General features: G+C 67.7%; 24 protein-coding genes and 1 tRNA gene. 14 read left to right on the top strand and 11 right to left on the bottom strand.

Annotated features, from left to right (window positions below; genetic code table 11):
- The first annotated feature begins 15 nt into the window (after nucleotides 1–15).
- The 3 genes from JAO74_RS11780 (at nucleotide 16) to JAO74_RS11770 (ending at nucleotide 1825) form a co-directional block, all read left to right on the top strand.
- Nucleotides 16–91, top strand: a tRNA-Lys gene (locus JAO74_RS11780).
- Between the two features lie 234 nt (nucleotides 92–325).
- Complete coding sequence (locus tag JAO74_RS11775) at nucleotides 326–973, top strand: Npun_F0296 family exosortase-dependent surface protein (protein ID WP_233150931.1); 648 nt, start codon at nucleotides 326–328, stop codon at nucleotides 971–973.
- 168 nt (nucleotides 974–1141) lie between these two features.
- Nucleotides 1142–1825: a phosphatase PAP2 family protein gene (locus JAO74_RS11770; RefSeq protein WP_233150930.1), complete on the top strand. Its 684-nt coding sequence runs from the start codon at nucleotides 1142–1144 to the stop codon at nucleotides 1823–1825.
- Here JAO74_RS11770 and JAO74_RS11765 read toward each other — a convergent pair.
- Entirely contained in the window at nucleotides 1757–2629 is an 873-nt protein-coding gene (locus JAO74_RS11765; RefSeq protein ID WP_199038548.1) for an HpcH/HpaI aldolase/citrate lyase family protein, read from the bottom strand. The two genes, JAO74_RS11770 and JAO74_RS11765, sit on opposite strands and share 69 nt — an antisense overlap.
- Nucleotides 2630–2634: 5 nt before the next feature.
- Nucleotides 2635–3624: a UDP-glucose 4-epimerase GalE gene (gene galE / locus JAO74_RS11760; protein ID WP_233150929.1), complete on the bottom strand. Its 990-nt coding sequence runs from the start codon at nucleotides 3622–3624 to the stop codon at nucleotides 2635–2637.
- A 60-nt stretch (nucleotides 3625–3684) separates the two neighbouring features.
- Between galE and msrA the strand changes: the two genes are divergently transcribed.
- A complete protein-coding gene (gene msrA, locus JAO74_RS11755; protein ID WP_199038132.1) occupies nucleotides 3685–4221 on the top strand; it encodes a peptide-methionine (S)-S-oxide reductase MsrA in 537 nt (178 codons plus the stop codon).
- Nucleotides 4222–4338: 117 nt separating this feature from the next.
- On the opposite strand, the gene JAO74_RS11750 is transcribed toward msrA, so the two are convergent.
- Together JAO74_RS11750 and hrpB are read right to left on the bottom strand one after the other, a co-directional pair.
- A complete protein-coding gene (locus JAO74_RS11750; RefSeq protein WP_056529621.1) occupies nucleotides 4339–4620 on the bottom strand; it encodes an ETC complex I subunit in 282 nt (93 codons plus the stop codon).
- Nucleotides 4621–4629: 9 nt separating this feature from the next.
- A complete protein-coding gene (hrpB, locus tag JAO74_RS11745; RefSeq protein ID WP_199038131.1) occupies nucleotides 4630–7080 on the bottom strand; it encodes an ATP-dependent helicase HrpB in 2451 nt (816 codons plus the stop codon).
- A gap of 67 nt (nucleotides 7081–7147) precedes the next feature.
- Here hrpB and JAO74_RS11740 point away from each other — a divergent pair, with 67 nt between their 5' ends.
- Complete coding sequence (locus tag JAO74_RS11740; protein ID WP_199038130.1) at nucleotides 7148–8131, top strand: cation diffusion facilitator family transporter; 984 nt, start codon at nucleotides 7148–7150, stop codon at nucleotides 8129–8131.
- Nucleotides 8132–8273: 142 nt separating this feature from the next.
- Here the strand turns inward: JAO74_RS11740 and JAO74_RS11735 are convergent, their stop codons facing one another.
- Nucleotides 8274–8534, bottom strand: a complete 261-nt coding sequence (locus JAO74_RS11735) for a hypothetical protein (protein WP_199038129.1) — start codon at nucleotides 8532–8534, stop codon at nucleotides 8274–8276.
- Nucleotides 8535–8733: 199 nt separating this feature from the next.
- Nucleotides 8734–9744, bottom strand: a complete 1011-nt coding sequence (locus JAO74_RS11730) for a polyprenyl synthetase family protein (protein ID WP_199038127.1) — start codon at nucleotides 9742–9744, stop codon at nucleotides 8734–8736.
- Nucleotides 9745–9843: 99 nt separating this feature from the next.
- Between JAO74_RS11730 and JAO74_RS11725 the strand changes: the two genes are divergently transcribed.
- The 4 genes from JAO74_RS11725 (at nucleotide 9844) to JAO74_RS11710 (ending at nucleotide 12155) form a co-directional block, all read left to right on the top strand.
- Complete coding sequence (locus JAO74_RS11725; protein ID WP_056529631.1) at nucleotides 9844–10131, top strand: chorismate mutase; 288 nt, start codon at nucleotides 9844–9846, stop codon at nucleotides 10129–10131.
- Complete coding sequence (locus JAO74_RS11720; protein WP_332908798.1) at nucleotides 10128–10832, top strand: dTMP kinase; 705 nt, start codon at nucleotides 10128–10130, stop codon at nucleotides 10830–10832. The genes JAO74_RS11725 and JAO74_RS11720 overlap by 4 nt, the downstream gene beginning before the upstream one ends.
- Nucleotides 10833–10947: 115 nt before the next feature.
- Nucleotides 10948–11385, top strand: coding sequence for a hypothetical protein (locus JAO74_RS11715; RefSeq protein WP_233150928.1), 438 nt, complete (start codon nucleotides 10948–10950; stop codon nucleotides 11383–11385).
- Entirely contained in the window at nucleotides 11382–12155 is a 774-nt protein-coding gene (locus tag JAO74_RS11710; protein ID WP_233150927.1) for a TorF family putative porin, read from the top strand. Before JAO74_RS11715 ends, JAO74_RS11710 begins: the two co-directional genes overlap by 4 nt.
- A 32-nt stretch (nucleotides 12156–12187) precedes the next feature.
- On the opposite strand, the gene JAO74_RS11705 is transcribed toward JAO74_RS11710, so the two are convergent.
- Nucleotides 12188–12991 (bottom strand): SDR family NAD(P)-dependent oxidoreductase, encoded by an 804-nt coding sequence (locus tag JAO74_RS11705; protein ID WP_199038125.1) that lies wholly within the window; start codon nucleotides 12989–12991, stop codon nucleotides 12188–12190.
- Nucleotide 12992: 1 nt separating this feature from the next.
- Complete coding sequence (locus JAO74_RS11700; protein WP_199038123.1) at nucleotides 12993–14135, bottom strand: Gfo/Idh/MocA family protein; 1143 nt, start codon at nucleotides 14133–14135, stop codon at nucleotides 12993–12995.
- Between the two features lie 137 nt (nucleotides 14136–14272).
- Here JAO74_RS11700 and JAO74_RS11695 point away from each other — a divergent pair, with 137 nt between their 5' ends.
- The 3 genes from JAO74_RS11695 (at nucleotide 14273) to JAO74_RS11685 (ending at nucleotide 20071) form a co-directional block, all read left to right on the top strand.
- Nucleotides 14273–16081, top strand: coding sequence for a glycoside hydrolase family 15 protein (locus JAO74_RS11695; protein ID WP_332908797.1), 1809 nt, complete (start codon nucleotides 14273–14275; stop codon nucleotides 16079–16081).
- 198 nt (nucleotides 16082–16279) lie between these two features.
- The gene (locus JAO74_RS11690; RefSeq protein WP_199038119.1) at nucleotides 16280–18721 is read left to right on the top strand and encodes a glycosyl hydrolase 115 family protein; all 2442 of its coding nucleotides are present in this window, start codon (nucleotides 16280–16282) and stop codon (nucleotides 18719–18721) included.
- Between the two features lie 72 nt (nucleotides 18722–18793).
- The gene (locus tag JAO74_RS11685; protein ID WP_233150926.1) at nucleotides 18794–20071 is read left to right on the top strand and encodes a hypothetical protein; all 1278 of its coding nucleotides are present in this window, start codon (nucleotides 18794–18796) and stop codon (nucleotides 20069–20071) included.
- 7 nt (nucleotides 20072–20078) lie between these two features.
- Here JAO74_RS11685 and JAO74_RS11680 read toward each other — a convergent pair whose 3' ends face one another.
- From JAO74_RS11680 to JAO74_RS11670, 3 genes are read right to left on the bottom strand one after another with little or no spacing between them, the layout of a single operon-like run.
- Complete coding sequence (locus JAO74_RS11680) at nucleotides 20079–20483, bottom strand: acyl-CoA thioesterase (RefSeq protein ID WP_199038115.1); 405 nt, start codon at nucleotides 20481–20483, stop codon at nucleotides 20079–20081.
- Nucleotides 20480–21034, bottom strand: coding sequence for a DedA family protein (locus JAO74_RS11675; RefSeq protein ID WP_199038113.1), 555 nt, complete (start codon nucleotides 21032–21034; stop codon nucleotides 20480–20482). Before JAO74_RS11675 ends, JAO74_RS11680 begins: the two co-directional genes overlap by 4 nt.
- On the bottom strand, nucleotides 21035–23119 hold the full coding sequence (locus tag JAO74_RS11670) for a S9 family peptidase (protein ID WP_199038111.1): 2085 nt from the start codon (nucleotides 23117–23119) through the stop codon (nucleotides 21035–21037). It abuts the gene before it with no gap.
- A gap of 251 nt (nucleotides 23120–23370) precedes the next feature.
- On the opposite strand from JAO74_RS11670, the gene JAO74_RS11665 reads away from it, so the two are divergent.
- Both JAO74_RS11665 and JAO74_RS11660 read left to right on the top strand, forming a co-directional pair.
- Entirely contained in the window at nucleotides 23371–23988 is a 618-nt protein-coding gene (locus JAO74_RS11665; protein WP_199038109.1) for a retropepsin-like aspartic protease family protein, read from the top strand.
- Nucleotides 23989–24484: 496 nt separating this feature from the next.
- Nucleotides 24485–26287 (top strand): aminopeptidase P family protein, encoded by a 1803-nt coding sequence (locus JAO74_RS11660; RefSeq protein ID WP_199038107.1) that lies wholly within the window; start codon nucleotides 24485–24487, stop codon nucleotides 26285–26287.
- The last annotated feature ends 24 nt before the right edge of the window (nucleotides 26288–26311 follow it).

Here is a 26311-nt window from a genome sequence, read left to right as displayed (position 1 = left end):
CCTCGACGATCGTGGGGGTCCGTAGCTCAGTCGGTAGAGCAAGCGACTTTTAATCGAGAGGTCCCGGGTTCGAGCCCCGGCGGACCCACCATCGTCTCTACCTTTATGCTCGGCGCCATCCGGCGACAATGCCGCAACCACGGCATCGCTGTTGACCCGATCCAATCGCGTGAGGCTGTCCCATTATGGGGCTTAGTTAACAAACTATGCTTGCAAGCGTGTGGGACTCGGATTTTTTTCAGGGTATTAGAAGCTGACTCAGACGGAATACTGTCTTGGTTGCGCAGCGCCCGCGATGAGGCGCACGATAAACAGGGGTAGTTCCATGCGTTCCACTTTCATTCTCGCCGCGACCGCGGCCGCCGTTCTCGCCATGCCGGCATCGGCCGCCGTCGTGATGACCACGCCGGGCAGCGCCGCCGCCTTCGCGCCGCCCGCCGGTACGCTGGTCAATTTCAATTCCGGCACGGTTTCGGCACCGTTCACCTACACGACCACGGGTACCGCCGGCATCGTTTCGGGTGACTCGACCAACAACTATGCAGAGCCCGCTTTCAGCGATGGCACGCGCTACCTTGCGGTTCAGGGTGGCGGCACGGCAACGCTGCAGTCGGCCCTGTCGTTCGAGAGCGTCAGCTTCTTCCTGGGTTCGATCGACACGTTCAACACCGTGTCGCTGCTGAACGCAGCCGGTAACGTGATCCAGAGCTTCACGGGTTCGGACTTCATCGTCCCCGCCAATGGCAACCAGGATCTGCCGTCGACCAACCGTCGCGTCACGCTGGTCGTTACGCCCAGCGAGCAGCGCATCGCTGGCGTCCGCTTCTCCAGCGGCGTGAACGCCCTCGAAGTCGACAACGTCGTATTTGCAGTGCCGGAGCCCACCACGTGGGCGCTGATGCTGCTCGGTTTCGGCATGGTCGGTGCCGCAACCCGTTATCGCCGCCGCAAGATCGCGGTTGCGTTCGCCTAATTACTCCCTGTTTTTAGGCACTTTAAGGCCGCCAGCTTTCGAGCTGGCGGCTTTTTTGCGTTTAACGGGGTCGTGATCCTCACGCGGCTGAACCAGTCGTCTGTCTGAAAGCCATCAAATCGCCCCGTATCGCTTTTACCTGTCGCGTGGCCTGATAACGGAGACGGCATGACCGATATCGACCGCCATGCCCCGGCCGGCCGCCGCCGCCTGCCCCCACCCCTCGCCGGTATCGCCCTGCTCGCCGTTGCCGCCGGACTGGCGCTGGCGATCGGCGCGTTGCTCGACCGGCTGCCGTTCGATCCCGATCGCGCGATCGTCGCCGGCCTGCGCGCGTGGGGCGGGCCGGCATGGCTGCCCGGTGTCGCGGTCGATTTGACGGCACTCGGCGGTGGCACCGTCCTGATCCTCGTCGTGACGATATCCGCCGGGTTGATGCTGGCCGAACGCCTGTGGCTGACCGCCGCGATGCTGGCCGCCGCCAGCTGGTCAGGCGGTGAGGTCGTCGCCCTCGTCAAGCGCATGGTGGCACGCGCCCGCCCCGATCTGGTCGATCATCTCGTCCCGGTGTCGAGCGCCAGCTTCCCCAGCGGCCACGCCGCCAACAGCGCGATCGTGTACCTGACGCTGGCGGCGCTGGCGTCACAGGTGGTGCGTGAGCGCGCCGCGCGCCGTTACCTGTTCGCGGTCGCGGTGCTGCTGGTCGGCGCGATCGGCTTCAGCCGCGTCTATCTCGGCGTCCATTGGCCGTCCGACGTGCTCGCCGGCTGGAGCTTCGGGACGTTATGGGCGCTCGGCTGGTGGTGGGCCACCGCCCGCACCCGCGCCTCGATCGGCGGCGAGCGCGAGTAACCGCTCCGCCGCCTTCAGATGCGGCGCATCGACCATCCGCCCGTCCAGTTGCAACGCCCCCGCCCCCGGGTTCGCGGCGAACAGATCGACCACCGATTGCGCATGGGCGATTTCGTCCGGCGTCGGCGTGAAGGCGGCATTGATGATCGCCACCTGCGCCGGGTGGATCGCCATCATCCCCGTGAAGCCATCGCGCCGCCCCCGCGCGGCATAGGCGGCCAGCCCGTCGGTATCGCGAAAATCGGGATAGACCGTCTCGATCGCCGCCACCCCGGCGGCATGCGCGCCGAACAGCGTCAACGACCGCGCCAGCTGGTACGGCGCGGTATAGCCGCCATCCGCCTCGCGCGCCGCACTCGCCCCGATCGCCGCCGGCAGGTCCTCCGCCCCCCAGGTCAGCCCGATCAACCGGTCGGCGACGCCGGCATAGCTGCCGAGCTGAAAGATCGCCGCCGGCGTCTCGGTCGCGACGGGCAGGATCGGCAGCGTCGTCCGCGAAGCCAGCGCCGTGATCGACGCCGCCCCCTCCGCCTTGGGCAGCATCAGCGCATCGGGCGCATCGGACAGCACTGCCGCGAGATCGTCGTCGATCAACGCCGACCCCAGCGGATTGACCCGCACGATCAGGGGCAACCGCCGTGGTGCCGCCAGAAACGCCGCCACCGCTGCCCGCGCCGCATCCTTGCGGGATGGCGCCACCGAATCCTCCAGGTCGAGGATCAGCGCATCCGCCCCGCACGCCAGCGCCTTCTCCATCCGCTCCGGTCGGTCGCCGGGCACGAACAACAGCGAGCGCAGGCGCATCATCCTTATCGACCCATTTCGGCCAGCTTGCGCTCCCACGCCAGCGCATCCGTAATGATGCCGTTCAGATCGTCATGCTTCGGCGTCCAGTCCACCGTCGCCATGATCGCCCTGTTGTCCGAGATCAGTTCGGCCGGGTCACCGGCCCGACGGCCCTCCAGCTTGCGCTCGATCGTCACGTTGGTGACGCGATCGACCGCGTCCAGCACTTCGGCGACGGAGAAGCCGCGGCCATAACCGCAGTTCAACGTGTGGCTCTCGGTCGGCTTCGCGCGCAGCAGGTCGAGCGCGGCGACATGCGCCGCCGCCAGATCGGTGACATGGATGTAATCGCGCACGCCCGTGCCGTCGCGGGTATCGAAATCGGTGCCGAAGACCGACACATGGCTCCGCCGCCCCGTCGCCGCCTCGACCGCCACCTTGATAAGATGCGTCGCGCCAGCCGTGGACTGGCCCGACCGGCCCTGCGGATCGGCGCCGGCGACGTTGAAATAGCGCAGCGCGCAGAAATTGATCGGATGCGCCGCCGCGACATCGCGCAGCATCACCTCGGTCATCAGTTTCGACATGCCGTACGGGTTGATCGGCACCGTCGGATCACCCTCCGCCACCGGCGTGCGGACCGGCGTGCCATAGGTCGCGGCGGTGGACGAGAAGATGAAATGCTTCACCCCCTCCACGACCGCGCTCTCGATCAGCGAGCGCGAGGCGGCGGTGTTGTTACGGTAATATTTCAGCGGATCGCTGACCGATTCGGGCACCACCACCGATCCGGCGAAATGCAGGATCGCATCGACGTTATGGCCACGGATCGCCGCGCGCACCCGCCCCTCGTCGGCGACGTCGCACTGGACCAGCGTCGCGCGATCGTCGACCGCCCAGTCGAACCCGGTGACCAGATTGTCGACCACGACGACCTCATGACCCGCATCCAGCAGCGCCAGCACCGCATGGCTGCCGATATAACCCGCACCGCCCGTCACCATTACCGTCATCGACCGTCTCCCTTTCGCGCTGACTAGCGGCTTCCTATCTTGCGATCAAAGGAGTTGGTGATGACGGACTATGTAACGCTGGCAGGCGGCTGCTTCTGGTGCACGGAAGCGGTGTTCAAGGATGTGATCGGCGTCACGTCGGTCGAAAGCGGCTATATCGGCGGCAGTGTGGCCAACCCGACCTACAAACAGGTGTGCGGCGGCGACACCGGCCATGCCGAGGCGATCCGCGTCGGCTTCGATCCCGAACAGGTATCGCTGGACGATATCCTCGACATCTTCTTCGCGACGCACGATCCGTCGCAGTTGAACCGTCAGGGCAACGATGTGGGCACGCAATACCGCTCCGCGATGTTCCCCGCCTCACCCGAACAGGAAGAGGCGATGCAGGCCGCGATCACCCGCGCCGGCGAAAGTGGCGGCAGGATCGTCACCACGATCGAACCGATGGATACCTGGTATCCGGCGGAGGGGTATCATCAGGATTACTGGGAAACGTCGGGCCGGTCGAACCCGTATTGCATGGCGGTGATCCCGCCCAAATTGCAGAAACTGCGCAAGAGCTTCGCGGCACGGTCGAAGACGGTGGCGGCGTAGTTCATCGGTTCAACCCCTCCCCTTCAGGGGAGGGGCAAGGGGTGGGGCGGTGTCTCACCGAGAGCAACGCCAGCGGCGTCCTCCACCCCAACCCCTCCTTTGAAGAGGAGGGGCTTTTTACCGAAAATTATCCGCGTACGCCTGCAATTTCAGCTTCTTCTCCGGCGCCGGCACGACCGTATAATCATGCCCCTCCCGCTCGCACAGAGCCACCGCCGCCTCCAGCGTCGGGAACAGCAACCGGATCTGGTCGCGCGTGTCGCCGCTGCCCGCCCAGCCGGTCAGCGGATCGGGTTGCTTGGCCTCCGACGGCTCGAATTCGAGCTGCCACTGGTCGGTACGTGCACGCCCGGACTGCATCGAGTTCTTGGGGCGCTGAAAAATGCGAGCGATTGCCATGAGCTCGTCCTACCGCGATCCGCGCGCCCGTGCATCCGCATTTTTCGTCCGCAGCGTCGCGGGCGCGGCGGCGGGATCGTCGGGCCAGGGGTGACGCGGATAGCGCCCGCGCATTTCCTTTGCCACCGCCGCCCAGCTTCCCGTCCAGAAGCCCGGCAGGTCGCGCGTCGTCTGGATCGGCCGCCCCGCCGGGCTGGTCAGCGACAGCACCAGCGGCACGCGGGCCTCCCCCACCACCGGATGCACCGCCAGCCCGAACAGCGACTGCACGCGCAAATCGACACGTGGCCCACCCTCGGCGGCATAATCGATCGCGTGCGTGCTGCCCGCCGGGCTAGTGAAGCTGGCCGGCGCCAGCCGGTCGATCCGCCGCATCTCGTCCCAGCCGATCATTGTCCGCATCGCCTCGACCAGCTCGCCACCGCCGATCTGATCCAGCCGCCGCCGGCCGGCCAGCAATGGCGGCAGCCACTCGTCCAGCCGCGCCAGCATCATCGCGTCGAGATCGATCCCCGCATAGCCCGCCCGGTCGCGCAACTGCTTTGCCCGGTCGTCCCACGGCAACCGGTCCAGCCCGTGCGTGCGCACCCCCTCCAGCAACGCCGCCGCGACCGCCGCCGGCTCGGCCGCACTGTCCGGCCCCGATTGCAGCCGCAAACTGCCGAGCCGCCGCTCGCGCAGCGCCAGCACGCCACCCGTCGCCGGATCGAACGTCACCGTCCGCGTCAGTTTGATGCGTTCCGCGAACAGCGACTCGATCGTCGGCAGGTCGATCACCGCCGCCGACAGGATGCGCGCACCCGCCGCCGACCCTTGCGTCTCCGCCACCGCCAGCCATTCGGCCGACGCCAGCGACGATGTCGGATCGATCCGGAACCCGCGCCCGCCCACGCTCGCCCAATGCTCACCCGACGCATCCCGCCGCCGCGCCACCCGGTCGGGGAACGCCAGCGCCACGCACAGACCTTCACCCCCCGTGCCGGCCTCGCCACGCGGCCCCAGCTTCGCCCAGCGCTGCGCCAGCTTCCGCGCGCCCTCCGCCTTCGGCCCCCGCTCCGTGCGCCAGCGCCGCCGCCGCGTCTCCAGATCGGGATCGTTGCCGCCGATCCCCCGCTCGGCGAGCAGCACCGCGACATCCGCCGCCACCCCCGTCAATCCGCGCTCCCCCGCCGCCAACAGCATATGCGCCAGCCGCGGCGGCATCGGCAGGCCGGCGATTGCGCGCCCGTGCGCCGTCGGCCGCCCATCCTCGCCGATCGCGCCCAGCGCCAGCAACCGCGCCCGCGCCTCCGTCACCGCCGCGACCGGCGGCGGATCGAGCCACGCCAGCTCGCGCGGATCGCCGACGCCCCAGATCGCGGCCGCCAGCAACAGCGACGACAGGTCCGCCTCGACGATCTCCGGCGGATCGAATCGCGGCAGGCCCGCCGTGGCCGCCTCTTCCCACAATCGATACGCGACCCCCGGCCCCTGCCGCGCCGCGCGCCCCGCCCGCTGCGTCGCCGCCGCCTGGCTCGCGCGTTCGGTCACCAGCCGCGTCATCCCCGCCGCCCGGTCGTATCGCGGCCGCCGCGCCAGCCCCGAATCGACCACCATGCGGATGCCGTCCAGCGTCAGGCTCGTCTCCGCGATCGACGTCGCCAGCACCAGCTTGCGCCCCGCCCCCGGCTTGATCGCCGCGCGCTGTTCGGCTGGGTCGAGGCTCCCGTGCAGCCGGTGCAGCACCACGCCCTCCGGCAACCGGTCGAGCCGCTCCGCCACCCGCTCGATCTCCGCCACGCCGGGCAGGAAGGCGAGCACCCCGCCCTCCTCCTCCGCCAGCGCACGGCGGATCGCGGCGGCCATCTCGTCCTCGATCCGCCGTTCGCCCGCGCGGCCGATATGGCGCAGCGTCAGCTTATGACTCCGCCCCTCGCTCTCGATCACCGGCGCGTCGGTCATTAGGGCGGAAAAGCGCGCGCCATCCAGCGTCGCCGACATCGCCACCAGCCGCAGGTCCGGCCTGAGCGCCGCCTGCACATCGAGCGCGAACGCCAGCCCGACATCCGAATCGAGACTGCGTTCGTGCACCTCGTCGAACAGCACCGCCGACACGCCCGCCAGCTCCGGGTCCGCCTGAATCCGCGCGACGAAGATGCCCTGCGTCATCACCGTCACCCGCGTCGCCGCCGACCGCTTCTTATCGAGCCGCGTCGCATAGCCGAACACGCCGCCGACCGGCTCCCCCGCCAGCGCCGCCATCCGCTCCGCCGCCGCCCGCGCCGCCAGCCGGCGCGGCGACAGCAGCAATATCTCGCCCGTGCACCATGCCTCGCCCAACAGCGCCGGCGCCACCGCCGTCGTCTTGCCCGCTCCCGGCGGCGCGACCAGCACCGCCGACGATCCCGCACGGAGCGCGCCAAGCAGATCGGGCAGCACCGCCTCGATCGGCAGCGGCAGGTAAGATGACGGCGAGTTCATGGCGTCCGGCCTTGCCACAGGCAGGGGCTGGTGGGACAGGGGGCGCGAGGTCGCCGAAAGGATCGATGTGAGCGGACAACATCACGCGCATGGTCACAGCCACGATCATGGCCACGATCACGCGGCCGACCAACCCCACGCCTTCGGCATCGGCCACGGCCATGGCCACGGCCACGCGCATCACCACGGCCCCGCCTCGTACGACCGCGCCTTCGCAATCGGCATCTCGCTCAACATCCTCTACGTGCTGGCGGAGGGCGGCGCCGGCATCTGGACCGGCTCGGTCGCGTTGCTGGCGGACGCCGGCCACAACCTGTCGGACGTGCTCGGCCTCGCGGTCGCCTGGGGCGGTGCCTCGCTCGCGCGCCGGCCCGCCAGCAAGCGCTTTACCTATGGACTGAAGGGATCGACGATCCTCGCCGCGCTGCTGAATGCGCTGCTGTTGCTGGTGGCGCTCGGTGCGATCGTGCTGGAGGCGGTGCAGCGGATAGACGACCCGCCCGTCGTCGCCGGCCTGACCGTCTCGATGGTCGCGGGCGTCGGCATCCTCGTCAACGCGCTGACCGCGTGGCTGTTCGCCAGCGGTCGTCACGGCGACGTCAACATTCGTGGCGCCTTCCTGCACATGGCGGCGGACGCGCTGGTGTCCGCCGGGGTCGTCATCGCCGGCATCGTCATCTGGCAGACCGGCCTCGGCTGGATCGATCCGGTCGTCAGCCTCGTCATCGCCGGCCTGATCTTCTGGCAGACCTGGGGCTTGCTGCGCGAGACGACCGAGATGGCGCTGGCCGCCGTACCGCGCGGCATCGATTACGATCGTGTCGCATCCGCACTGATGGAACTGGACGGCGTCGATCGCATCCATGATCTGCACATCTGGCCGATGTCCACGACCGAGCCCGTGCTGACCGCGCACCTGCTGATGCCGGCCGGCGCCCCCGGCGACGACTTCCTCGCCGCCGCGCAGGCGATGCTCCACGACCGATTCGGCATCGGCCATTCCACGCTACAGGTCGAAACCGGGGAAGGATGTACGGTCGGCGGCTGCTAAACCCCTCTCCCTCTGGGAGCGTCGGGTGAACAGTGCCCCGCACTGTTCAGGTCATGCCGGGGGCATGACCGACCCGACGCTGGAGGGAGGCGCGCAGCGCCGGAAGGGTGACGGTGACGCAAATCCAGCTATAGACCGAACCTCAAATCCGCGACTGCGTCCAGCGCGACCGCGTCACCGGCCCCAGGATCACCTTCGTCCCGTATATCTGTCGCAGCTGCTCCGCCCCGGCGCCGTTGACCATCACGACATGCGTGCCGCCCGATGCCAGCGTCTCGATCGCGCTGATCGCCACGTCGTGTTTCAGGCACATCTGCACCACCGCCGCCCGCTCGGCCGCGATGTTGAGGGCGCGCGAACCGGGGCGATCGCGATCGCTCGTCAGGGTATCGGTGAAGGTCATCGGGCCACCCCGGCCGCCGGCATCCACGATGTCGGTCCGCCGGCAAATCCGGCCTCACGCACGAATGTCATGACAATCAACTCCCGATCATAGCGGGAGCGCGCGCATCTCTCAGTCGCACCATGCTCGATGGGGAAATGCGATGGGCATCCTATGCAGCATTACCGGCCGTCGCGCCAGAGGGGCACGGCGGTGTCGTTCAGTAAGCCCGCGCCACCGCGAATTCGACCGCCTCGACCATCGCATCCTTGGCCTTGCTCGCGGGGAAGCCGCCGATCGCATCGATCGCGCGCTGGCCGTAATGCCGCGCCCGCGCCAGCGTATCGTCCACCGACCGCGTCTGGCGGACCAGCGAGATCGCGTGGAGGAAATCCTCGTCGCTGTCGCGCCGCCCCTCGACCGCGTCCTTCCAGAACTTGCGATCGTCGGCGTCGCCGCGCGCATAGGCCAGGATGACGGGCAGCGTCATCTTGCCCTCACGGAAATCGTCGCCCGCATCCTTGCCCATCGTGCCGGCGTCGGACACGTAGTCGATCGCATCGTCGACCAACTGGAACGCGATGCCCAGATTGCGGCCATAGGCGTCCAGCGCCGCTTCCTCCGCCTCGGGCCGTTCCGCCACTACCGCGGCGATCCGGCACGCGGCGGCGAACAGTGCCGCGGTCTTGGCGCCGATGATGTCGAGATAGCGATCCTCGTGCAGGTCGACCCGGCGCGCGGCGGTCAACTGGTTCACCTCGCCCTCCGCGATCACGGCGGACGCGTTCGACAGGATCTTCAGCACCTTCAGGCTGCCATCCTCGACCATCAGTTCGAACGACCGGCTGAACAGGAAATCGCCGACCAGCACGCTCGCCGGATTGCCCCAGATGATGTTCGCCGTGCGCCGGCCCCGGCGCAGGTCCGATCCGTCGACCACATCGTCGTGCAGCAGCGTCGCGGTGTGGATGAACTCGACCGCGGCGGCGAGCCGATGATGGCGATTGCCGGTATAGCCGATCAGCCGCGCACTGCTCAGCGTCAGCATCGGCCGCATCCGCTTGCCGCCGCCGGCGATCAGATGCCCCGCCAGTTCGGGGATCAGCGGAATGTCCGACTGCATGCGATCGAGGATCACCGCGTTCACCGCGTTCATGTCCCCGGTGACGAGGCTCATGATCGGTTCGAGCGAAGGCGTACGGGCGCTGAGGCGGTGGACGGTCGCGGTCATCACTGCCCAAGTGGCGGCAAGCCCGCCGCAACGCAACCCCGCCCTTGCCCACGGCGCCCTCCCTCGCGCAAAGAGCCTTTCGAAAAGGAGCGTCCGACCATGACCGAACCGGCCGATCAGGTGTTGCAGGGCTATCGCCAGTCGATCGACAATATCGATGCGGCGCTGGTGCATATGCTGGCCGAACGGTTCAAGGTGACGCAGGCGGTCGGCCGTCACAAGGCGACGCACGGCCTGCCCCCCGCCGACCCCGGTCGCGAGGAGCGCCAGATCGCCCGCCTGCGCCAACTGGCGACCGAGGCGCAGCTCGACCCCGAATTCTCCGAGAAATTCCTGCGCTTCATCATCGACGAGGTGATCCGCCACCACGCCCGGATGCAGGCGTGACCGGTTTCCTGCCCCAGCACGCAAGCGCGTTCCTGCTCGCGATCGAGGGTGGTGACGGCGCCGGCAAGGCGACCGCCGCCGCCGGAGTCGCCGCACAACTGAACGCCGCCGGCCGCACCGCGACGGTGCTGTCCTTCCCGCGCTACACGCACACGCTGGGCGGGCATGTGCTGGGCGATTACCTTGCCGGTCGCCTGCCCCACACCGCCTCGCCCCGGGCGATGGCGACGCTCTACGCGCTCGACCGGCTCGAATCGGCAGCCGTCATCGCGGCGGCGGCGGCGGCGCATGAGGTGGTGGTGTTCGACCGCTACATCGCCTCGAATATGGCGTATCAGGCCGCGCAGGTTCCCGCCGACGATGCGCGCGACCTGATGGCGTGGATCGCCCGGCTGGAGGTCGACCAGTTCGGCCTGCCGGTCCCCGACCTGTCGGTCTATCTCGACACCCCCGCCGACATCGCCCGCACCCTGATCCTGCAAAAGCGCAGCCGCAGCTATACCGACGACGCGCTCGACGCCTACGAAGCCGATTTCGCCCTGCAGACCCGCGTCCGCACCAATTACGCACTGATGGCGGCGGCGGGACTGCTCGGCCGCTGGGCGACGGTGCCGACGATCGCGGCCGGTTCGCTTCGTTCGCCCTTGGAAATCGCCACGATGATCGTGGATCGACTGGATGACGCCCGTCCGGATCGTTGATCCCGGTGGGGCATAAACCGGGCGGAACCGCACTGTACATCATGCATTGGTTTATTGCCGGTTCGCCGGTTCCGTCACCGGTCAGCATGGATCGGGACGCCGCAAGGAGACGATCATGATGAAGCTTTTGCTCGCTGGTCTGGCGATGGCGGCAGCGCCCGTCACCGCCGCCGAACACCGCACCCGTATCGATCATCCCGTCGGGCCGGTCGATGCCCATTACCGGGCCAGCGTCGATGTCGCCCACAAACAGGTCGGTGCCGTCGCACCGGGCGGTCGCAGTTCGTCGCTGCGATGCCATTGGAGCGCCACGGTCAACGTCGATCGCGTCGCACGCCATGCCGCCGGATCGGTCATGGCCCGATCGATCAGTCGCGATGCCGCGATCAAGGGAAGCCGCCCCGGCTGGTGCGAAGGCCAGCGCACCGCCATTTCGCGCGATGTCGCGGCCCGGATGGACGAGGTCCACGGACATATGATGGCCGTCGCGCGTGAGGATCACCCCGTCCTTCATGCCGAACTGGACCGTCTGCACGGTGCGCGTACCGGATGAAGGTGTTCGCAGGAAAGCCGCCGTGGTGGGCTATCCTCACCCCGGCGGCCGTGATGATGATCGGCGGGCAGGGTGCCCATGCGCAATCCGCCGATTTCCAGCCATCGCCGACCGGCGGTGTCGAGATCGCCACCGACGAACGACGCCGCGGCCTGAGCTGGAGTGACGGTGACGCCGCGATATCCGCCGATCTGGCGGTCCCCGTTGCCGGATTGATCGCCACCGGACGCGTGGTTTCGACGCGCGGGTCGGATCGCCATGGTGGCGCGGACGCCGTCACCGACCTGAGCCTGGGTAGCGAACGCGATGTCGGCCCGGTTATCGTTCGTCTGCGCGCCACCGGCCATCTGTTCATCGGCGCCACCGGTGGCATGGATTATTATGAATTGGGGATCGGCGGTCGATACACGCTGGGTCCGATGCTGTTCGATGCCGGCATTGAGTACGTGCCGTCGCAACGCGCGATCGGCGGCGACAATGTCTATCTCCGGGCGGGCGTCTCGGCGGGCATCCCGGCCACCCCCTTCACCATATCCGCGGGGATCGGACACTCGACCGGTGGAACGGATGAACCGGCACGGGCGGCGCGTTTGCGTCCGACCGGTGATTACACCGACTGGCGTCTGGGCATCGACCATGTCCGCGGTCCCGTGACGCTGGGGATCGACTATGTCGGCACCGATATCGACCGGTCCCGTGCCGCTTTGCCCTTTGCGGATCGCAGCAACAGCGGGGATCGCCTGTTGGCCCGCGCGCGCCTGTCCTTCTGACGCGCGCGGATCGCCCGCCTATCCCGCCGCCTCTATCCCGCCATCGTCTGGACCGACCCGGAATCCACCCGGATATTCGCCCCGTTGATGAAGCTCGCCCCTTCGGAACACAGGAATACGATCGCCGCCGCGACCTCCTCCGCCTTGCCACGGCGTTTCAGCGTCATGCCGGGCCGTTCCTCTTCAAGAAAACTGTCGATCGCCTCGTCGACGCTCGTCCCGTTCTCATCCGCCCGCTTTCGCATCATCTTGTCGGTCATCGGCGTCGCGATGAAGGCCGGCGACACGCTGTTCACCAGCACATTGTCGCAGCCATAGGCCTTCGACAGACCTTTCGCGAGGTTCAGCACCCCCGCCTTCGACGCGCAGTAAGCCAGTTCGTCGACATAGGGCTGCACCGCATCCTCCGACGCCATCAGCACGATCCGGCCCCAGCCGCGTTCACGCATCGCCGGGATCGCCTGACGCGTCATCCGCACCGCGCCCATCAGGTTGATGTTTAGCGTATCGAGCCAACCCTTGTCGTCCACCTCCAGGAAATCACCCGTCGCCCCGGTCACGCCCGCACAATTGACGAGGATATCGGGCTCGCCCAGCTTGCTCCGCACTTCCTCGAACAGCGTCACGACGCTGTCATTGTCGGTCACATCCGCCTCGACCGCGATGACCTCGCCATACTGCCTCAAATCTTCCAGACTGGCGTGAAGCTCGCTGTCCGTCCGGTCGGTGATCGCGACGCGGCACCCTTCCTCCAGCAGCATCCGCGCCGTCGTCTTGCCCATGCCGGAATCCGCGCCCGACACGAGCGCGATGCGGCCCTTTATCCCGTAATCCATCCTACGCCTCCCGCGTCGGGCTGGACGCGTTCACTTCCTCCTTGGGCGGCGCCTTGTAGGACAGCGTCTGCAACTGCGTCTCCGGGTCGATCCGGCGCGTCCGCGTGAACGGTTCCAGCTTTTGCGACGTACCGGTTTCCAGCGCCTTCACGATCCCCTCGATCACCCGCAGATCGGCGATGCCTTCCTCGACGTCCGGCTCGGGATCGCGACCGTTCAGGATGCAGTCGGAGAAATACCTCATCTGCCCGCCGAACTGATCGGTCTTCTTGAAGCTCTCGTGGCTCTTGTCCTCGCCGATCGTCCGGTTCTGTTCCAGCGGATCGCCGAAGCCGAAGGCCGGGCTCATATGGATCGACCCCTTGGTGCCCGCGATGATCAGGCTGTTCACGTTGTTGGCGTAATAGGACACCGTGAACTGCGCGAGCCTGTCGCCCGGAAAGCGCAGCGTCACCGCCACCGTATCGTCGATATCGCCCAGCCCCGCATTGGGGTGCCGCGTCGCCACCGCCGATACGACCTCGGTCGGCTCGTCGCCGAACAGGTAACGCGTCGCGTTGATCGGATACGGCCCCATGTCGAACAGCGGCCCCGCCTCGATCCCGTTATGCGCGCGGTGATTGGCGGGATCGACCATCTGTCCGAAGCACGACGTGAAGCAGATCAGGTCGCCCAGTTCGCCCTCGCGGATGCGGGTTATCGCATCCAGCGTCGCCGGTTCGAAATGCAGGCGATACGCCACCATCAGCTTCGCGGTAGACGCCGTCACCGCCGCCTCGATCGCGCGACCCTGCTCGACCGAAATCTCCAGCGGCTTTTCCACCAGCACATGCACACCGGCTTCGAGCGCGGGAATCGCGAATTCCGCATGGCGCCAGTTGGGCGTCGCCAGATAGATCGCATCGACCGTGCCCGACGCCAGCATCTCGCCGAACTGCTCGTACGTATACGTGTCGGCGACATCGTACATCTCGGCCAGCCGCCGCGCCTTCTCCGGATCGCCCGTCACCAATGCGACGAGTTCCGAGTTACCGGTATGCGCGATGCCCGGCATCATCGCCGCCTGCGCGATGTCGCCCAGACCCACCACGGCATAACGGACCTTCTTGTCCGAACCGAAACCGAACGCCGATGCGATGCTCATGAATAGTCTCCTGCGATCAATGTCTTGGGAATTTGATGCCGGAACGCATCGCCGCGTCTTTCTCTCCCGTCCCTCATCAAAAGCGGAGCCGTTGCCGCCGTCATCGGTTCATGCCCCAACCCCTGCCGGAGCACTGCGTGACCACCTCTCCCCAACAGACCTGCGGCGCCACGCGCGACGCCGACGGCTATCTGCCGATCGAGGAATATGGCGCGCTGGGCGATGGCCGCGGCATCGCGCTCAGCGGGTCGGACGGCTCGATCGACTGGTGGTGCGTCCCCAACATGGATTCGCCGCCGCTGTTCGACCGGCTGCTGTCCGCCGACGAAGGCGGCCGCTTCGAGATCACCCCCGATATCCCCCACACCGTCACCCGCCGCTATCGCGAGGGCAGCAACGTGCTGGAGACGGTGTTCACCACCGAAACCGGTCGCGCCACGCTGGTCGAATCACTCAACAGCAACACCGCCGGCCGCCTTCCCTGGGCCGAACTCGCCCGCCGGATCGAGGGGGTGGAGGGCCGCGTCGCCTTCACCATCGACCTGCGCTTCAGTCGTCAGGCTGACACGATCAACCCGTATCTGTCGCGGCGCGGCCGGCACGACATCTTCCACGCCGGCCATGTGCTGGGCCTGTTCCTGCGTACCGACAATGTCCGCATCGACCGGATGGACGACACCGGCATCGCCGCCACCGTCACCATCAACACCGGCGAGCGCGCGACGCTGGCGATCGTCGCGGGCGAGGACGAACCGCTGATCGTCCCCCCGATCGCCGACATCGACGCCCGCATCGATCGATCGGACAAGGAATGGCGCGACTGGTCGTCGCTGCTCCACCATGACGGCGCGTGGCGGCCCGAACTGATCCGCAGCGCGCTCGCCCTGAAGCTGCTGCTCTATTCGCCCACGGGCGCGATCGCCGCCGCCGCCACCAGCTCGCTGCCGGAAAAGATCGGCGGCCCCAAGAACTGGGACTATCGCTACGCCTGGATTCGTGACGCCGGCTACACGATCAAGGCGTTCCTGCGCATCGGCGCGTGGGGCGAGGCGAAGGCCGCGCTGACGTGGCTGCTCAAACGCCTCGGCGAAGGCCAGCCGCAGGTCTGCTACACGCTCGACGGCAAGGAAGTGCCGCCGCCGGCGGAGGTCGACGTCCCCGGCTATCGCAACTCGAAACCGGTGGTGATGGGTAACCTTGCGGGCGATCAACACCAGCACGGCATTTATGGCGACATCTTCGAAACCGTCGGTCGCTTCGTCGCGTGCGGCAACATCATCGATTCGCAGAGCGCGGAAACCCTGTCGCATCTCGCCGACGAGTGCGCCGACCGCTGGCGCCTGAAGGATGCTGGCATCTGGGAGCTCGAAGAACCCCAGCACTACACCATGTCCAAGATCAGTTGCTGGCAGGCGCTGCAACGCGCGATCGAGCTGGTCGACGAGGGGCAGATGCCCTCCACCTGCCGCGACCGCTGGGAACGCGAGCGCACCCGCATTGCCGACTGGATCGGCGAACATTGCTGGTCGGAAAAGCGCGGCGCGTATCTGATGTACCCCGGCGCCGATCAGATCGACGCCAGCATCGCGCTCGCCGTCCGCTTCAAATTCGACGGGCAGGACCGGCTGGCCCGCACGCTCGACGCGATCGACAAGGAACTCGGTCGCGGCGCCTTCCATTACCGCTACACCGGCGCCGCCAAGGAGGAAGGCTGCTTCCTCGCCTGCACCTTCTGGCTGGTCGAGGCCCGCGCCCTGCTCGGCCAGCATGACCGCGCCGAAGCCACCTTCACCGCCGCCATGACCGCCCTCGATGCCCGCGGCGTCGGCACCTATGCCGAGATGATCGATCCCGACACCCACGCCTTTCTGGGCAACACACCGCAAGGCCTGACGCATCTGGCGATCATCCAGGCCATCGCCACCCTGACCGGTCGGGAATTGTAGAGCGGGTCGCCACTTCACGCCCGGCGAACCTTCGTTCCCCGGCGAAGGCCGGGGTCCAGTTGTGTGAACGGTAGTGATGATCCATCATGGCTATCCCAACTGAACCCCGGCCTCCGCCGGGGAACGCTCCAGAATTTCACGCCACCCTCACGAAATCACGCTAAAGCCGTCCCACAATAACGGAGAGGATGGCAAAAAATGAGAATCACCCCCCTCCTCCTGATCCTCACCCTCCTGACCACCCCCGCCGCCGCGCAACTCGCCACCGGCCACCCCACGAAAAACAGCTTCCCCCTCGCCGCCGGCAACACCGCCGCCCCCATCCTCCACGACCCCGCCGACCATCCCGTCGTCGCCCGCGCCGCCGCCGACCTCGCCTCTGACATCCGCGCCGTCACCGGCATCACCACCACCGCGACCACGACCGCGCCGATACCCGGCACCCGCCCCGTCATCATCGGCACGCTCGGCCGCAACCGCACGATCGACGCGCTGGTCCGCGCCGGCAAACTCGATGTTCATCGCCTGCGCGGCGCGTGGGAGAGTTTCCTCATCACCGTCGTCCGCCGCCCCGCCCCCGGCCTCCCCGCCGCGCTGGTGATCGTCGGCAGCGATCGGCGCGGCACCGCGTTCGGCGTGTACGAACTCAGCCAGTCGATCGGCGTATCGCCCTGGCACTGGTGGGCCGACGTCCCCGCGAAACACCATGCCGCGCTTCACATCGCCGCCGGCACGCATCGTTTCGGCCCACCCTCGGTCAAATATCGCGGCGTGTTCCTGAACGACGAGGATTGGGGCCTCCACCCCTGGGCCGCCAGGACCTTCGAACCCGAAAACGGCGGCATCGGTCCCAAAACATACGAACGCCTGTTCGACCTGATGCTGCGGCTGAAGGCCAACACCGTCTGGCCGGCGATGCATCACGTCAGCGCGCCCTTCAACCGCAACCCCGCCAATGCGAAGCTCGCCGACGACTACGCCATCGTCATGGGGTCCTCGCACGCCGAACCGATGCTGCGCGACAATGTCGGCGAGTGGACCGACGCGCCCGACCGCTTCAACTACGCCACCAACCGCGACGGCGTCCGCGCCTATTGGGACGAACGCGTCCGCACTAACGCGCGCTACGAAAGCCTGTGGACGCTCGGGATGCGCGGCATCCACGATTCCGGCATCGTCGGCGCCGACACGCCCGCCGGCAAGATCGATCTGCTCGATCGGGTATTCGCCGACCAGCGCGCGATGCTTGCCGCCAACATCGATCCGCAGGTCGATCGCATTCCCCAGATGTTCGTGCCCTACAAGGAAGTCCTCGACCTCTATCGCGCCGGACTGAAGGTGCCGGACGACGTCACGCTCGTCTGGCCCGACGACAATTTTGGCTATATCCGGCAATTTCCCAACGCCGCCGAACGCCGGCGGTCGGGTGGCTCGGGCATCTATTACCACCTGTCCTATCTCGGTGCGCCGCTGTCCTATCTCTGGCTCGGCACCACCCCGCCCGCGCTGATCCGCACCGAGATGACCCGCGCCTTCGATCAGGGCGCGCGCAGCGTCTGGATCGCCAATGTCGGCGACCTGAAACCTGCCGAGATCGGCGTCACGGCGTTCCTCGACCTCGCCTGGAACGTCGAGGCATCGCGCACGCAGACGCAAGCCACCTTCCTCGCCGACTGGACCGCCCGCACCTTCGGCGGCAAGACGTCACAACAGATTGCCGACGTGCTGAACCGCTGGTACACCCTCAACCTCGAACGCCGGCCCGAACATCTGCAATGGTGGCTGCCCGGCCAGCGCGCCCGCCGCAGCCCGCTGACCCCGACCCAGATCGATACCCGCCTCGCCGCCTTTGATGCGCTCGTCGCCGATCTCGACCGGATCGAACCCGCCATCCCGCCGGCGCAGGCCGATGCCTTTTTCGAACTGGTCGCCTATCCCGTTCGCGCCGCCGCACTCGCCAACCGCCGCTATTTCGCGGCCGAACGCTATGCGACGACGATCGACGCCCAACCCGCCATCGCCCGCCGCTGGGGTGCCGACGCCAACCGGTCGGACACGGCGATCAAGGCGCTCACCCGCCGGTTCGACACCATCGCCGGCGGCAAATGGCGCGGTTTCATGGCGGAGGAACCCGCCGACAACCAATGGACCAGCTATCGCACCGTCCCGCTCGCCCTGCCCGCCGCCGGTCTGGTCGACGACAGCCCACCCCCCACCCTGTCCCCGGCCAGCGACCCCGCGATCATCGAGGCGGAAAGCGTCGAACCACCCCAAGGCTGGCGCTTCGTCGCAGGACTGGGGCGCGGCACCGGCGCGATGATCGCCGCCGGTGGCACGGCATCGCTGTCCTACGACCTGACGCTGACGACGCCGCAGTCGCTCGCGATCGATATCCTGCCCACCTTCCCCGGCGGCGGCGGGGACAGCGCGTTCCACCTGACCGTCACGATCGACGGCCACCCGCACGCCATCGTCATACCGCGCACCACCGGCGACCCGGCATGGTCGGCCGGCGTCCTCGACAATTTGTTGTCGGTCCCCATCCCCGGCACGCTGCCCCCCGGCCGCCACCGCGTGACTATCGCCAGCGCCGACGAAGGACTGGCACTGGACCGGCTGCGGCTTGCTGCACCGCAATAAGCCGCACGTCGCGCACGTCCTGCCGGGTCGCGGTGGACGTGGACGAGGCGATCGGTGATAGCCACGATCCGCATGACCGCCGCTACCCTTCCGCTCGATACCATCGCCGATCCGGCCCCCCGCCGGCCCCGCCGCTGGCTGCGCGGGCTGGGCTGGACCGTGGCCGTGATCGTCGCGCTGGTCGCGGCACTCTGGTTCCTGTTCACCAGCGCCGCCCCCGCAGTGCCGCCGATGCCCGCCCCCACCGCCGAACAGGCCGGCGCCGGCCGCGACGCGGTGATGCAGTTGCGCGGCGAGGGTGAGGCACCCCGCGCCCATGGCATCCGCCTCGGCGCCGACCAGTTGCAGGGGATGGCCGCGCTCGCCAGCCACGGCTTCCGTCCCGCCCGCTTCGCCGTCACGCTGCGCGATCAGGCGGTGGCCGTCACGGTCAGCCGCGCCCTGCCGCTCGGCCGCTGGTTCAACGCCGATCTCGTCACCGGCGGTCGCCAGACCGGCTTTCCCCACGCGCGCCTGCGGATCGGCAGCGTCACCTTCTCGCCCTTCTGGACGCGCAAGCTGATCGAGACCGCCCGCCGCTTCGCCCTGTGGCGCGGGATAGAGGTCGGCCCGCTCGACACGCTGGTCCGCGGCATCGCGGTCGGCGGCGGCGAAGTGGCTGCGGTGGTCGATCTGCCCCGCCCGCCCGGCCCGATCGACGGCGCCGTCGCCACCCGCCTCTATTGCGCGCTCGCCGCCGCCCAGCGCCGCACGCCGTCGGACGATTTCGCGACGCATGTCCGCCGCGTCTTCTCCGCCCCCAAGGGGGCCGAGACCGACGTCGTCCGCAACCGCGCCGCCTTCGTCGCGCTGGCGATCTTCCTGGTCGACGACCGCGTCGCCGAGCTGGCCGATGCCGCCACCGCCGGCATCGCCGCCTGCCACATCGCGCCGCCGACGGTCATGATCCACGGCCGCGCCGACCTGCCCAAGCACTGGTCGCTCTCCGCCGCCATCGCCGCCGCCTCCGGCACGCAATTCGCGCAGGCGATCGGCGAGTGGAAGGAACTGGCCGACAGCCTGTCGCCGCAATCCAGCTTCGCGATCGGCGATCCGTCCGGCTTCTCGTTCGTCGACGTCTCCGCCGATCGCGCCGGCTTCCGCGCCGCCGGCCGCGCCGACGAACCGGGCGAGGCCACCCGCCTCGCCGCCACCACGCCGGACCAGTTGCTGCCGCCCGTGCTGCTGAAACAGCCCGAGGGCATGAAAAAAGCCGATTTCGTCCGCGATTACGGCAGCATCACCGATCCCCGCTACACCGCGATGGTGGCGAAGATCGACGCGATCCTGAACACCGACACGATCGACTGACGCCGGGTCAGTCGCGCACCAGAAACGGCGCCGCCACCTCCGGCCGCACCCTGAGCAACCGGCCCGTCGCCCGGTCGATCAACGCCCACGTCGTCACCGCCGCCACCTTCACCCGGCCCGCCTCGTCCACGAAGCGCACATGCCGGTCGAACCGCGCGCCCTTCGGCTCGCTCACCCATGTCTCGCCCGTCACCCGGCCGCCTTCGGTCAGGTTGCCGCGATAGTCGATCTCGTGCCGGGTCACGACCCACGCATAGGCCGCCTGATGCTCGGCCGGCGCCACCGCCGCCCAGTGCGCGGTCGCGATGTCCTGAATCCAGCGGACCCATACCGCGTTGTTCACATGCCCCAGCTCGTCGATATCCGCCGCCGCCGCGACGAAGTCCTGCCGGAACTGCACCCCCGCCGTCATGCCGCCCGCGCCCGCCACCAGCGGATCGCGATAATCAGCACCACCACGCCCAGCACGATCTCCACCGTCTGCGCCGATGGTCGCAGCCGCCCCATCAACGCCTCGATCCCGTCGCCGAACACATAACCCAGCGTCGTGAACAACGTCCCCCACATCGCCGCCGCCAGCAGGTTCAGCGGCAGGAACGTCCGCATCGCCACATTGGTCGTCCCCACCGCAATCGGGCTGATCGTCCGCACCCCGTACAGGAAGCGGAAGATCAGGATGAACCACGCCGGATGCCGCTCGAACGCCGCCAGCGCTTTCGCGAAAGCCGGCCGCGCCATGATCCGCCGAACGCGCGGATGGTCGCGGTATCGCCGGCCGATCTGGAAGAAGATCTGGTCCGCCACGAACGATCCCGCCACCGCCGCCGCCATCGCGCCCCATAAAGGCACGATACCCTGATGCGCGAGCAGCCCGCCCGTCACCACCACGGTCTCGCCCTCCACCCCCGCGCCGACGAAGATCGCCGCGAGGCCATAGCGCGCCAGGAACGCCTCGATCGCCACCTATTCGGCGATCCCGAGCTGCCACAGCACGAACGCATGCTCCTCGGCCACTTCGCGCAGGCTCTCGAACCGGCCCGACTTGCCGCCATGCCCCGCGCCCATATTGGTCTTCAGCAACAGCACATTGCCGTCGGTCTTCGTGGCGCGCAGCTTCGCGGCCCATTTCGCCGGTTCCCAATACGTCACGCGCGGATCGTTCAGGCCGCCGCTGATGAACAGGGGCGGATAATCCTGCGCCACGACATTGTCGTACGGGCTGTACGAGCGGATCAGCGCGAACGCGTCCGCATCCTCGATCGGATTGCCCCATTCCGGCCACTCGCCCGGCGTCAGCGGCAGGTCCGCGTCCATCATCGTGTTCAGCACGTCGACGAACGGCACGTCCGCCACCACCGCGCCCCACAATCCGGGATCGGAATTGGCCACCGCGCCCATCAATTCGCCACCCGCCGAACCGCCCGCGATCGCGATCCGCCCCTCGCCCGTCCAGCCGCCCGCGACCAGCCCGCGCGCCACATCGACGAAGTCGTTGAACGTGTTCGTCCGCTTCTCCAGCTTCCCGTCCAGATACCATTGCTGGCCCAGATCGTCGCCGCCCCGGATATGCGCGATCGCAAAGGCAAAGCCGCGATCGAGCAGGCTCAACCGCCCGGTCGAGAATCCCGGCGGAATCGCCATGCCGTACGCGCCATATGCATAGAGATAGAGCGGCCCCGTCCCGTCGCGCACGAAACCCGCCGGATACACGATCGACACCGGCACCTCCGTCCCGTCGCGCGCCGCGATCTTGATCCGCTCGGTCCGATAGCGACCCGCGTCATAGCCCGACGGTATCTCCTGCACCTTCAGCGTCGTCAGCGATCCCGTCGCGACGTCGTAATCGAACACCGTCCCCGGCGTGACCATCGACTCATACCCCATGCGCAGCACGGTCTGGTCGTATTCGGGGTTGTCGCCCATGCCCGCGGCATAGCTCGCCTCCGGGAACGCCACGCGCTGCACCGGCACGCTCGAATCATAGCGGTGGATCTCGATCTGATCGAGTCCGTCCTCACGCCCCTCGACGACGAAGAAATCGCGATAGCAATCCACGCCCGTCATATAGAAATGCGCGCTCGGCCCGATCAGCTCGGCCCACTCGCCGGGCGCGTCGATCGATGCGGCGCAAAGGCGGAATTGCGGATCGATGTCGTTGGTGTGGATGAACAGCGTGCCATCATGCTCGTCCACGTCATATTCGCGCCCCGGCTGCCGCGCCGACACCAGGATCGGCGTCGCGGTCGGATCGTTCACCGGCACCAGCCGAATCTCGCTCGTCACATGGTCGCCCGTGCCGATCACGATCCACTGCCGCGACCCCGTCTCGCCCACCGACACGCGAAAACCCTCGTCGGCCTCCTTGTACAGCTCGATATCGTCGGCCACCGGCGTCCCCAGCCGATGCAGCCGCGCATTGTCCGTCCGCCATTGATCGTTGGCCAGGCCATAGAGGAACGCGCTGTCGTCCGCCGTCCACACGATGTCGGACAACATGCCCGGAATCACCTCGGGCAAATGCTCGCCCGTGGTCAGGTCCTTGACCCGCACCGTGAACCGCTCCGACCCATTGTCGTCGATCGCATAGGCCAGCAGCGTGCCGCCATTGCTGACCGAAAACGCGCCGAGCCGGAAATATTCCTTCCCCTCCGCCAGCGCCGGCTCGTCGAGCAACAGCTCGTCATCACCACCGGCGACGGGCTTGCGCCACCATTTGCGATACTGGCCGCCCGTTTCGAACGCGGTCCAGTACAGCCAGTCGCCGTCCTTTTGCGGCACCGAGGAATCGTCCTCCTTGATGCGCGCCTTCATCTCTTCGTACAGCCGATCGACCAGCGGCCGGTGCGGCGCCATCACCGCCTCGAAATACGCGTTCTCGTCCTTCAGGTAATCGAGGATCGCCGCGTCCTCGACCTCGTCCGGATAGGCCGCATCCTTCAGCCACGCATAGGGATCGTCCACCGTCACCCCGTGTGCGGAATAGCTGTGCGGGCGGATAGCCGCGACGGGCGGGATCGGCAGGGCGGTATCGGGGGCGGTATCGGTCATCCCTGCCCCATAACGCCTGCGCGCCGCCGGAACATCCTACTTCCGTCGATCCGTCCGTGCCTTGGGGTTTGTTGGGAAACGCGTTGAAGCGCGTTTCGAGGGGGAGCGGGCGTAGCTTGGCGAGAGGCTACGGCAATGCGAAGTATTGATGGAGGCCAAGCGGAGGGCGGCAACGCTTCAAAACTCGCACTTTCGCGAGTTTTCAAACAGTCATCTGCCATACAGGCAACCTGCACTATCACCGTCGTTCGATGATTCCCGACCCGGTCTCCCATCCCACGTTCTACGCCGCCGTGATCGCGGTCGTCGCGGTGCTGATGCTCGCGCGTCGCCTGATGATCGTTCGGCTGGCGGTCCAGATCGTCACCTGGGGCGCGATCGCGCTGCTCCTGCTGACGGTGCTGGGCCAGCGCGCGGAATTCGACCCCTATCTCGGCCGCGTGGCCCAGTTCCTGAAGCTGGAGGACCAGCGCGTCGTCGGCGACACGATGCGCGTCAGGATGAGCCCCGACGGCCATTTCTGGGTCCGCGTGCGGATCGGCGACACCGAACGGCGGATGCTGGTCGACAGCGGCGCCACCGTCACCGCCATCTCGACCCGCACCGCCGCCGCCGCCGGCCTGTCGGTCGGCGAGGGGATCGTCCCCATCCTGCTGCGCACCGCCAACGGCACCGTGCAGGCCCAGACCACCAGCGTCGACGAACTACGCCTCGGCAACATCGTCGCCCGCGACCTGTCCGTCGTCGTCTCCCCCGCCTTCGGCGACGTCAACGTCATCGGCATGAACTTCCTGTCGAAACTGAAATCCTGGCGCGTCGAGGACAACACGCTGATCCTCGTCCCCCACCATCCCCAGCCAAATACCTGAAATCCCTCTCCCATCGGGAGAGGGAGGGAGGCGCAAAGGGCCGGAAGGGTGAGGGCGGCCACAAAGAACAGGCAAGACGTTCACGCAAAGCCGCAAAGCCGCGAAGCGAAAAAGGCATGTTCACGCAGAGACGCGGAGACGCGGAGGGGTCACGCCCGGTGCAACATCATCCCACCTCACCCGCACCGCCCATATCGGCTCGCCAGGTAACTGCCCTCACGATAACCCAAAACGAAATCTCCGCGTCTCCGCGCCTCCGCGCGAACCACCTCCTTCTTCTGCACTTCTCTTCGCGCCTTCGCGCCTTCGCGCCTTCGCGTGAACCTACACCCCCCTGTCCTACACCCCCCGCATCTGGCAAAAGCCATCACTTCATGACCACCCGTCACACCCCCAGCGTTATAATCGCCCCCACGCGTGCGCCCACGCGCCCGCGCACGATCGCGCGCGCGTGGAGGGTGTGACTTTAGTGACTTTCCAGCCCCGGATACCGCTCATGTCCACGCACAAAGATCGCCTCGCCGCCCTGCGCGACCAACTCGCCCGCCAGCGTCTCGACGGCTTCGTCATCCCCCTGACCGACGAGCATCTGAGCGAATATGTCGGCGCCTATGCGCAGCGGCTGGCATGGCTGACCGGCTTTCAGGGTTCGGCCGGCACCGCCGTCGTCCTGCCCGCCGATGCAGCGATCTTCACCGATGGCCGCTACACGTTGCAGGTGCGCGAGCAGGTATCGGGCGACGACTGGCAGTTCGTCGGCGTGCCGCAGACATCGGTCGCCTGCTGGCTGGGCGAGCATGTCGATGGCGGCGCGCGCATCGGTTACGATCCCTGGCTCCACACCCGCGCCTGGGTGGACGAGGCCAGCGCCGCGCTGGCGGATCGGGACGCCGTGCTGGTGCCGGTCGACGCCAACCCGGTCGACGCGATCTGGCCCGATCGCCCCGCCCCGTCGCCCGCGCTCATGACGGTCCATCACGACGATGTCGCCGGCGCTTCGTCGGCCGCCAAGCGCGCGGCGATCGGTGACTGGCTGGTCGACAAGCGCGCCGATGCGGTGGTGCTGTCGGCGCTCGACTCGATCGCGTGGCTGCTCAACGTCCGCGGCGGCGATGTCGATCACACTCCCGTCGCGCTCGCCTATGCGATCGTCCACGCCGATGGCGCCACCGACCTGTTCGTCGCCCCCGACAAGATCGACGATGTGGTCCGCCAGCATCTCGGCAATTCGGTGAGTCTGCACGACCGCACCCGCTTCGAATCGACCTTGCGCGATTTCGCCGGTCGCCGCGTCGTCGCCGACCCCGCCGGCTCGGTCGCCGCGATCGTCCATGCGCTGGAAGCGGGTGGCGCCACCGTCATCGCGCAGCGCGATCCGGTGTTGCTCGCCAAATCGATCAAGAACCCCGCCGAGATCGCTGGCCACCGCGCCGCCTCCGCCCGCGACGGCGCCGCCCTGACCCGTTTCCTCCACTGGGCCGCGACCACCTGTCCGGCCGGCACCGAGACCGAGCTGTCCGCCGCCGCGAAGCTGCTCGAATTCCGCCAGGCCTCCGGCCTGCTGCGCGACACCAGCTTCTCGACCATCTCCGCCACCGGCGCGCATGGGGCGATCCCACATTATCACGTCACCGACGAATCGGACGCGGCGATCGAACCCGGCCATCTCTTCCTGATCGACTCGGGCGGCCAATATGCCGACGGCACCACCGACGTCACCCGCGTGCTGCCGATCGGCCCGCCGACGCCGGAAATGCGCGACCGCTTCACCCGCGTGCTGAAGGGGCACATCGCCATCGCCACCGCGATCTTTCCGGATGGGACGATGGGCGGCCAGATCGATGCGTTCGCGCGGCGGCCGCTCTGGGAGGCGGGTCTCGATTACGGTCACGGCACCGGTCACGGCATCGGCGCCTATCTGTCGGTCCACGAAGGTCCGCAACGCATTGCGAATCCAGCCTATCCCGGCGGTCAGGCGCTCGAACCGCTGCGCGCCGGCATGCTGCTGTCGAACGAGCCGGGCTATTACAAGGCGGGCGAATACGGCATCCGGATCGAGAATCTGGTGCTGGTCGAACCTCGCGCCATTCCCGGTGGCGATCCCGATCGTGTCATGCTGGGATTCGAGACACTGACCTTTGCCCCGATCGACCGCGATCTGATCGATCCGGCCCTATTGACGAACGACGAGCTTTCATGGCTCAATGCCTATCACGCCAAGGTGACGCAGATCATCGGCCCCCTTGTAGAGGATGAGGTGAAGGCATGGCTTTTGGAAAGATGTGCGCCCGTCGGCTGATGTTCGCGCTCGCGGTGCTCGGTG

Origin of the sequence: Sphingomonas mollis, from assembly GCF_016427505.1 — a bacterium.
Lineage (GTDB): Bacteria > Pseudomonadota > Alphaproteobacteria > Sphingomonadales > Sphingomonadaceae > Sphingomonas > Sphingomonas mollis.
The sequence above is the reverse complement of the archived record's forward strand: the minus strand, read 5'-3'. Positions and strand labels throughout refer to the sequence as shown.